This window comes from Scytonema sp. HK-05 (genome assembly GCF_963872035.1).
Taxonomy (GTDB): Bacteria; Cyanobacteriota; Cyanobacteriia; order Cyanobacteriales; family Nostocaceae; genus Kalymmatonema.
The window spans coordinates 168,284-177,673 of sequence record NZ_CAWMYC010000002.1 but is presented as its reverse complement, the minus strand read 5'-3'; the positions used below and the strand labels follow the sequence as shown (position 1 = coordinate 177,673).

The 9,390-nt window shown below is 44.8% G+C and carries 7 protein-coding genes; 5 read left to right on the top strand and 2 right to left on the bottom strand.

Going from position 1 to position 9,390, the window contains the following annotated elements; translation table 11 throughout:
* From AACT52_RS01880 to moaA, 3 genes are all read left to right on the top strand, one after another.
* On the top strand, nucleotides 1-2,596 hold a 2,596-nt coding region (locus AACT52_RS01880; protein WP_233153845.1), incomplete at its 5' end, for a CHAT domain-containing tetratricopeptide repeat protein.
* Between the two features lie 76 nt (nucleotides 2,597-2,672).
* Nucleotides 2,673-3,647, top strand: a complete 975-nt coding sequence (locus AACT52_RS01875; RefSeq protein WP_073629261.1) for a trypsin-like serine peptidase — start codon at nucleotides 2,673-2,675, stop codon at nucleotides 3,645-3,647.
* Between the two features lie 634 nt (nucleotides 3,648-4,281).
* The gene (gene moaA, locus AACT52_RS01870; RefSeq protein ID WP_073629259.1) at nucleotides 4,282-5,271 is read left to right on the top strand and encodes a GTP 3',8-cyclase MoaA; all 990 of its coding nucleotides are present in this window, start codon (nucleotides 4,282-4,284) and stop codon (nucleotides 5,269-5,271) included.
* Nucleotides 5,272-5,355: 84 nt separating this feature from the next.
* Here the strand turns inward: moaA and rpsD are convergent, their stop codons facing one another.
* A complete protein-coding gene (rpsD, locus tag AACT52_RS01865) occupies nucleotides 5,356-5,964 on the bottom strand; it encodes a 30S ribosomal protein S4 (RefSeq protein ID WP_073629257.1) in 609 nt (202 codons plus the stop codon).
* 358 nt (nucleotides 5,965-6,322) lie between these two features.
* Between rpsD and AACT52_RS01860 the strand changes: the two genes are divergently transcribed.
* The gene (locus tag AACT52_RS01860) at nucleotides 6,323-7,102 is read left to right on the top strand and encodes a hypothetical protein (RefSeq protein ID WP_073629255.1); all 780 of its coding nucleotides are present in this window, start codon (nucleotides 6,323-6,325) and stop codon (nucleotides 7,100-7,102) included.
* An 87-nt stretch (nucleotides 7,103-7,189) separates the two neighbouring features.
* On the opposite strand, the gene hetR is transcribed toward AACT52_RS01860, so the two are convergent.
* Nucleotides 7,190-8,089 (bottom strand): heterocyst differentiation master regulator HetR, encoded by a 900-nt coding sequence (hetR, locus tag AACT52_RS01855; RefSeq protein WP_073629253.1) that lies wholly within the window; start codon nucleotides 8,087-8,089, stop codon nucleotides 7,190-7,192.
* A 597-nt stretch (nucleotides 8,090-8,686) separates the two neighbouring features.
* Here hetR and AACT52_RS01850 point away from each other — a divergent pair.
* Nucleotides 8,687-8,899 (top strand): hypothetical protein, encoded by a 213-nt coding sequence (locus AACT52_RS01850; protein ID WP_073629251.1) that lies wholly within the window; start codon nucleotides 8,687-8,689, stop codon nucleotides 8,897-8,899.
* Nucleotides 8,900-9,390: the final 491 nt, after the last annotated feature.

Below are 9,390 nucleotides of genomic sequence, written 5' to 3'. Positions count from 1 at the left end.
CTACAACCAAGCATTTCCGTTGTTTCGTGCAGTCGGCGACAGGCGTGGAGAAGCTGTAACACTCAATAATATTGGGGTAGTTTACGACGCTTTAGGAGAAAAACAAAAAGCACTGCAATACTACAACCAAGCACTTCTACTGGTTCGTGCGGTGGGCTACAGAAGTGGAGAAGCTGTAACACTCAATAATATTGGGCATATTTACGACGCTTTAGGAGAAAAGCAAAAAGGACTTGAATACCTAAACCAAGCACTACCTTTGTATCGTGCAGTCGGCGACAGGGGTGGAGAAGCTACAACTCTCAATAATATCGGGACAGTTTACGACGCTTTAGGAGAAAAACAAAAAGCACTGCAATACTACAACCAAGCACTTCTACTGGTTCGTGCGGTGGGCTACAGAAGTGGAGAAGCTGTAACACTCAATAATATTGGGCATATTTACGACGCTTTAGGAGAAAAACAAAAAGCACTGCAATACCTAAACCAAGCACTTCCACTGCGTCGTGCGGTGGGCGACAGGGGTGGAGAAGCTACAACTGTCAATAATATCGGGACAGTTTACGACGCTTTAGGAGAAAAACAAAAAGCACTGCAATACCTAAACCAAGCACTTCTACTGGTTCGTGCGGTGGGCTACAGAAGTGGAGAAGCTGTAACACTCAATAATATTGGGCATATTTACGACGCTTTAGGAGAAAAACAAAAAGCACTGCAATACCTAAACCAAGCACTTCCACTGCGTCGTGCGGTGGGCGACAGGGGTGGAGAAGCTACAACTCTCAATAATATCGGGGCAGTTTACGACGCTTTAGGAGAAAAACAAAAAGCACTGCAATACCTAAACCAAGCACTTCCACTGCTTCGCGCGGTGGGCTACAGAAGTGGAGAAGCTCTTATACTCAGTAACATAGCTTACCTAGAACGCAACCGAGGCAACTTAGAACAATCCCTCAAACAAATCGAAGCTGCTATCAAAATCATCGAAGATTTACGCACGAAAGTTGTCAACCAAGACTTAAGAACTTCCTATTTTGCCTCAGTGCAAGGTTATTACAAATTCTACATCGACCTGCTGATGCAGTTACACAAAAAGAATCCATCAAAAGGCTATGATGCTCTTGCACTGCACATCAGCGAACGCTCCCGCGCCCGTGGTTTGATTGAACTGTTAACCGAAGCTCGTGCTGATATTCGTAAAGGCGTTGATCCCAAACTTTTGGCAGAGGAACAGCGCTTGCAAGTGCTTATTAATGTCAAAGCCAAAAATCTGCAAGAACTACCTAGTAATAAAGAAGAACAAGCAGCAGCCCTGAGAAAAGAAATTGATAACCTCCTGACTCAACAAAAAGAACTACAAACTCAAATCCGCACCAGTAGCCCAAAATATGCAGCGCTACAGTATCCCCAACCTTTGAAGTTACCCCAAATTCAGCAACAACTTGATAAAGATACCCTCTTGTTGGAATATTCCTTGGGTGAACAACGCAGTTATCTTTGGGTTGTCACTCCCAATTCTCTCACTAGCTATGAACTCCCTGCACGCAAACAGATAGAGAAAGCAGCCAGGAATTTCAGAAACGACTTGCAACAATCAACAGCAGGGGACTTAACAACCAAAACTGCAACTGAACTGAGTCAACTCATCCTCACACCTATAGCTGACAAGTTAGGACAAAAGCGCTTAGTCATTGTCGCTGATGGTGCTTTGCAATCGATTCCTTTTGCAGCATTAACTGAACCAGGAAAATCAGCCGCTTCTTCCAATTATCAGCCCTTAATCGTCAACCATGAAATAGTCAATCTACCTTCAGCATCAACTATTGCCTTTCAAAGACAAGAACTCAAAGGACGCAAAACCGCACCCAAAACCCTCGCCATCTTAGCAGATCCCGTATTCGCCGCAGATGACGAACGCCTGAGTGGTAAATCAAAAGCAATTGCTCCTGAACTGGATTTGAGGAGTCAATTACAACAGTCTGCCCTTAAGCAAGCAGCAAGAAATTTCAACCGCGATGGCTGGAACCGACTTCTAGGTACAGGTGAAGAAGCAAAGGCAATATTGAAACTTGTACCATCATCAAATCACCTGCAAGCCTTTGATTTTGATGCTAACTACAACTGGGCAACTCACAAACAACTCTCCCAATATCGGTTCCTACATTTTGCTACCCACGGCTTTGCAGATCCCAACAGCCCAGAATTATCAGGAATTGTTCTCTCCCTTATAGACAAAGCTGGTAAACCGATTCAAGGCTATCTGCGGTTGGGTGACATCTTCAACCTCGATTTTACCGCTGATTTAGTCGTACTGAGTGCTTGCGAAACCGGATTGGGCAAGGACGTGAATGGTGAAGGATTAGTAGGGTTGACAAGAGGGCTGATATATGCTGGTGCTGAAAGGGTGGCTGTGTCTCTGTGGCAAGTTAGTGATGACGGGACATCACAATTGATGCAGGAATTTTATAAACAAATGTTACAGCAAGGAAAATCACCTACTGCTGCTTTACGTGCTGCACAACTGAAACTGTGGCAATCGAACTGGAACAAACCCTCATATTGGGCGGCGTTCACTTTGCAGGGCGAGTGGCGCTAATGTGTATTTTCCCTTCTTTTCTAGTTCAAGTTGAGAAACGAATTCAACAATTTTAAGCGATTAAGGAGTCCTGATCATGGCTACAAAACCTTTCTACAACCAACCTTGTGCGCGTATTTTTGCAGGTCTTCTTGCAGCAGTGACAATGGCTAGTTGGGCATCTGTTAACGCCCAGGTTAACCAAGTTGATACCAAATCACAAACAGCAGCGCCGCCAAAATTCATCAAAGCTCAAGATGCAGGTCAATTCAAAATACAAGGTACTGGTAAGCCATTTCAACCATCAGGACTCGCAAGCTCAGAAAAACCTTATGATAAGACTCGCGCAATAATCCGTTCGGATGATCGCATCCCCATGATCAGCCGTAAATACCCTTGGTCAGCAATAGGTCGCATTGTTGGCGAAAGTACCGATGGTAGTCCTTATACTTGCACAGGTACGCTAATTGCTGAAAATATTGTCCTCACCAATTCTCACTGTGTTATCGATCCACAAACCCATCAATTGAGCAAGAAAGTCACGTTTCTACCCAACGTTATCAACCGCGAACTACAAGATGATAACGATGTTGCCTTAGCAGAAAAAGTTCTCTATGGTACAGACTTCACCAATGATAAAATCACTAACCAGACAAACGACTGGGCATTAATACAACTCAACAAGCCTATCGGTCGAAAATACGGTTACTTGGGTTGGAAATCCCTACCTTCCTCCACTTTAATCAAGAACCAGAAAAAATTTATCTTTGTTGGGTATTCCGGCGACTTTCCTAACCCCAAAAAAAGCGGCTATGATTTCCTTAGCGCAGGTCCTGGTTGGACTGCAAGTTTTCAAGAAGGTTGTAGCATTCTGCGGGATGAACAAAATATATTGCTTCACGATTGCGATACCACTAGTGGTTCTTCGGGTGGACCAATCATTGGTGTGATTAACGGTCAGCCTTACATTGTCGCATTAAATAACGCTGAGTTTAAACGTCGTGATGGCAGCGCAGTGGTGAATCTGGCGGTGAAGATTGATGTTTTGGATCGGCTATCTCGTGAAAACTAGATGAGCAGTATGGGTGTATGAAGCCGAAAAGGAGTGCGATGGTGGGGAGCGATCCATACGTGTCAACTTAAGATTTAAACCCTTGCGATGAGGTCGTTTTTCGTTCTTAGCCAGAGGTAGGGAAAACATAGCGAGGCAGAGCCTCCGATAGTGCATTCCCATGCTCAGCATGGGAACGAGAGAGCCTGAAGGTCAAGTCTCGACTTCAGTTGAGCTTAAGTTGACACCAATGGGAGCGATCGCACTTCTTTTCGCTGTTAATGTAGTGGTGGAATAGCTGTTGGAAAAATATAGCGCTTCTCACTCAGATAATATACATATTTTGTGGGGTGGGCATCCTGCCCGCCCTGAATTTAGGACGGGCTAGAGAGCCACTACCCACAAGAAAAAATTGGATATTTTTTAATTTGGAAGTCCCTAAGTTCAGGACACAGCGATACATAGCCGTCTCCCTCGCGCTCAATAATTGCGGTAAGTTGTTTTGTTTGCTTCATTTTCTGTCTCGTGCTATTCGCAAATATATTCAAGACACGTTAGCGTAAAAGAACGTAAATAAAATTTATAGGGCAAGCGAGTCTTTATAGCTTGACAAAAATTATATATTCTGCATCTATGCTATAAAATCGATAAAAATATGAACCAGGTAGATTATCTCCGTATTAGTTTAATAGACCGCTGCAATTTCCGCTGTCAATACTGTATGCCAGAGGGAGCAGAGCTTGATTATATCCTCAAGCAGCAGTTGTTGACCGATGCGGAACTGCTGACTCTGATTGAAGAAGTGTTTATCCCCGTTGGATTCACCCGGTTTCGTTTGACTGGGGGGGAACCGCTGCTACGTCCCCGTGTAGTGGAGTTGGTGAGAGCGATCGCCTCTCTCCCCCAAACGCAAGACTTGTCAATGACCACAAACGCCTTTTTACTCGCTCCAATCGCTCAAAACCTGTACGATGCTGGTTTGCGACGAATTAATATCAGCTTAGATTCCCTTGATTCCGACACCTTTGACCAAATTATCGGTAATCGCGGGCGATCGCGTTGGCAAAATGTTTGGCAAGGGATTCAAGAAGCATACCGTGTGGGATTTGACCCGTTGAAGCTGAATGTGGTGGTGATCCCCGGCGTTAATGACCATGAAGTTCTGGATCTTGCCGCGCTAACTATTGATAAACAATGGCACGTCAGATTTATTGAGTTTATGCCAATTGGTAATTCGCATTTGTTTGGCGATCGCGGTTGGGTATCTTCCGAAGAGTTACGCCAACGCATCCGCGAGCGTTGGGGATTGACTGAATCACAAATTCGTGGTAATGGTCCCGCTGATGTCTTTCAAATTCCAGGAGCGAAGGGGACACTGGGATTTATCAGTCAGATGTCAGAGTGTTTTTGCGATCGCTGCAACCGGATGCGCCTGAGTGCTGATGGCTGGTTGCGTCCGTGTTTATTAAATGAAACTGGTCAAATTGACTTAAAAACTGCTTTGCGTGCTGGTGTCAGCACTGCCGAACTGCGAGATCACGTGAGACACTTGCTTGCCCTGAAGCCAGAAATTAACTTTAAGCAACGTTATGCGGGTACAACGACTGGTGCCTACACCCGCACTATGTCACAAATTGGTGGATAAATTAATAAACAGTAGAGTGCCATGTGTAGAGACGCGCCATGGCGCGTCTTTACAAACGTCGGCGCGTCTCTACAAACGTCTCTGTTACGCTTGACGTGAGTAGTATTCCACCACAAGCAGTTCGTTAATTTGTAGCGCCACCCATTCGCGCTCAATAACGCCGTTGACTTTACCAACCAACTTATTTTTGTCAAATTCCAGATGGCTGGGTAGGTTTGCCAAGCCAGGATATTGCAAGTTAGCTTCCACCAACTTACGTGATCCTTCCCGGTTTCTGACAGCAATTTCCTCTCCAGGACGGCACTGGTAACTGGCAATATTGACAATGCGACCGTTGACGGTGACATGACCATGATTCACCAGCTGACGAGCTGCGGGAATAGTGGGAGCCATACCCATGCGGAAAATGGTATTATCCAAGCGCATTTCGAGCAATTGCAGCAGCACTTGTCCGGTAGAACCGGTGACGCGTCTGGCTTTACGCACGTAGCGCAGCAATTGCGTTTCAGTCACCCCGTAGTTAAAGCGGAGTTTTTGCTTTTCCTCCAACCGGATGGCATATTCAGAACGCTTTTTGCGGTTTTGACCGTGCTGACCTGGTGGATAGGCGCGTCTAGCGCTTTTGCGAGTTAATCCTGGTAGGTCGCCTAAGCGACGTACAACTCTAAGGCGTGGTCCTCTGTATCGGGACATGAGTTTCCTAAATGTAATCCTGCTTAACTTTACCCAAATATATAATTATAATTCAAAATTTCAGATGTCAATACACCAATGTTGATCTAAACAGCAGGGCTAATCAATTCAAAATTCGTCTTGAAAAGTTTGCTCTGTCGGGAAACCAACGCCAGTCGCCTGCTGTCGGGAAAGCCGTCATTCGCGCTGGCTCCTCCTGGCAACTTTTCGCAAAATTCAAAATTCGGAGTTCTCCCTCATCCCCCTCATCCCCCTCATCTCCCTCACTCCCTCATCTGGCTTATCTCTGTATTGCACGCATCAAAACGGGCTTCTATCATGAAATAGCATACTCTTGGGTGTTTGGAGAAGGGAAATAATGTTAGGGAATAGAAAAAGCGAAGATACCCATTGGCTTGGGCTAAAAGCTAGGCGCATTACAAAGCGTCTTGAAAGCGCAGACGGCTTAAGAGCAGTTGTTTGCCGAGTCACCGCAATGGCTAGCGTACCAGTCTTTGCTGTGACTGGATGGTTGGCAATGACTTCATCTACTATGGCTGTCACCGCCACATACAGGAATAATTTCCGTGTTTGTGCTGGACGACTTTTGAGGGCGGGGGTAGCAGCGGAAGCAGCATCACAAGCTTGTGCTGCAGCACTACGTCCTGGTGACTTGTCTGCTTGCGTAAGTAGAATTGGGCGGCAAACACAAATTGCAGGACCTGATGCACTGGCAACTTGTACGCAATCACGGCGTCCTGAAGATTTAGCGACTTGTGTTGTTGGGATCAGTCGCTACACTCGGGAGGCTGCTAACCCAGCAGTTTTAAATTATTGCGGTCGTAGCTTGTTACCTGTGCGGTTTGCTGAGTGTGTGGTGGGTTTGCGTGCTGAAATCGATATTGCCCCGCCTCAAGCATTGGAGACTTGTATTGATGCCAGCGACAGGGTTAGCGGCTTTTTGCCTACTTTTATACCGTCAACTGCGCAACCAAGTCAATTGAGACCGACTTACGAGTCTACTCCACTTCCGCCTCAGGCTACCCCAACTCCATCTGCGCCTTCCACAGTTCCACCTGCGACTGATTCAGGTTCATCTGACCCTAATCAAACGCCGACTCAGCCTAGTCAAACTCCAGCAAATCCCAGTACTAGGTAAGTACTATTAACAGTCATCAGTTAACAGTTAGCAGTAAACAGTCGATTGATAACTGATAACTGATAACTGATAACTGATAACTGGTTTTTAGTCTTCTTTTTTCCCAAACACCATTTGTAGAATCATAGGAACTCCTCCGTCTTCGTGATATTTATCTGCCCAAGCGCGGATGACTTCGTCTAATTCTTCCATAGCTTTCTCAAATCGCTCTGGTGGAATATCGAGTTCTTCCAGAACGCGCATTGTGTTTGGTCGCCGTTCTGCCCAATCTTTCATCATCCGGAAATACCGAGCAGTATCTTCCACCATGATGTAAGTACGCTCTTGCTCATCGACAGGAGCGTAAAAAGGACGCGTCAGAGCGTAGAAGGGCATTCCCCAAGGTGAATCGATGCGTGTCACCGTACCAGAGTAGAGCAGACGGCGCTTGATATGCTCCGCCAATGCTTCACTCAATTCCATCCGGTTTTCGGGGGGTAAGTCTTCCTGAGAGCGCTTGTGCAGGAATTCAATTAACTCCAGAAACTCAAAAGAAGTGATTAACTGGGCATCGGGCAGATTAGACGGCAGTTTCTGCTCAATTTGTCTTTTCTCTTCTGATGTGAGACTTGTACCCGGAATGCGCGATCGCCCCGGTCGCCAAGGATATCTTTCCATCCAAACATAAGGCAACTGAATCAGATAGCGCGGTTCCTGAGAACCCAGCATCTTCAGCAATTTACCCTCAGTCAGCGCTTGTCTGACTTCCTCAACTATGATTTTTACCCGCTTCGGCTCAAGGTGGTGTAAATGCCCAGTCATTCGCAGGTTTTGCCCCTGCTCCAGATAGGTCATGTAAATCGCACACTTGGCAGCCGTTGCTGCTGCATCTAAAAACGCCCCATGCCTATGCCCGCTCGTCCGCATAGCACTAAAAGCCAGGTATAGCATGATCTGATCCATTGCACTGGGGCCAAGACGTTTGATCAGATCTACGTCGTTACTCATATTACAGAAACTTGAATAGCACGTTTACACAATTGTCAATCAATGGAAAATAAGTAGTATACACCCACCATTAGGTGATGTCTTTACCTCAGATTATCTATTATGCGTTATGTATGAGTATTCATGGTAGTCATAGTTGGCAATTTATCCGTATTTTCAAGCAGAAATCTAGAGCCAGCACTGTTTGTACAGTTGTCTCTATATAAAAGTTGTACAAGCTATTGTCACCGAATCGCAAGTATCAACACGTACACGCAAAACCAACTAGCAACAATTCCACAAGCGCACCTTTCCGACAAGAGGCAAAGAACCGACACAACGGGAAGTCAAATCCAACGAATAAGGCATGATTTCAAGGAGGATGCCTCGTTTGAAGCGATTGTTTCGGTTCAAAAACTAGCTAGTCCGTACGGTTTATAGATAATACCTCTGTCAAAGAAAGATAATTTTCGTGCCTTTTCTTGCGAATTCAGGTAGTCCTGAGTAGAGCGAGATCATTATGAGCGAGTTACTCCCTTCTCGCATTCAGATAGGATTTTATATCTTGCCTACTTTTTTAGCCTGCCTAGGTAAAGACTCTCAGGATAGAATGCAGGTTTGGGTGTTTTACCTGCCCTGGTAACAACATTAACAGAAAAAGAGGTGGCGCGGCTCTTTCCATTTTGTACTGCTCAAAACTTGCGGTTATGTTTTGGCGGTACAACCAATCTTTTTTCCGGAAAATCGCTGACCTTACGTTCAAAAGATAATCCAAGGTTCAAACTACCTTTTATTTCGACAATTTTTGCTAATTCTATCAACCTCTTTTAGACCGTAATGTTAGAGAAGATACAGAATACAAAACTAGGATTTTTAAAGTCATTTATCTTAAAAAAATAATTTATACTATTAATTGAAATATATATATTTGTATAAATAAATTTCAGTTATTTTTACACAAATGTTACCAAAGAGAGTTAAGTAAACTCAATTTTTACAACTAGCTAACAATTACTTTTTATGGTGAAAAGCCTGATAAAATAAGGCTTTAAGAGATTATGATTGTTGACCAATCTAAAGAAATGCAAAAGAGGGTGTAGGGTTTCACCCCTCAATTTGAGCCACACAAAATTTACAATTAAATAACTCTATACTGACAAGGGTTTCCCCTAACAGTTGGCAAATTATAGCGCAATACGGCTCAGTTAGAATGAAAAACACAAAAGGGCTTTTGTTGGGGAGGACACTTCTGTGCAGGGGTTTCCCACGCCCTTGGAAAGTGCTTGTTTGACAAACGAAACCCAACTGTACAAGCCATAAGT

Bases quoted from the DNA above. Each gene is read 5' to 3' on its own strand.
- AACT52_RS01875 (WP_073629261.1), top strand. From the start codon at position 2,673: ATGGCTACAAAACCTTTCTACAACCAACCTTGTGCGCGTATTTTTGCA.
- moaA (WP_073629259.1), top strand. From the start codon at position 4,282: ATGAACCAGGTAGATTATCTCCGTATTAGTTTAATAGACCGCTGCAAT.
- rpsD (WP_073629257.1), bottom strand. From the start codon at position 5,964: ATGTCCCGATACAGAGGACCACGCCTTAGAGTTGTACGTCGCTTAGGC.
- AACT52_RS01860 (WP_073629255.1), top strand. From the start codon at position 6,323: ATGTTAGGGAATAGAAAAAGCGAAGATACCCATTGGCTTGGGCTAAAA.
- hetR (WP_073629253.1), bottom strand. From the start codon at position 8,089: ATGAGTAACGACGTAGATCTGATCAAACGTCTTGGCCCCAGTGCAATG.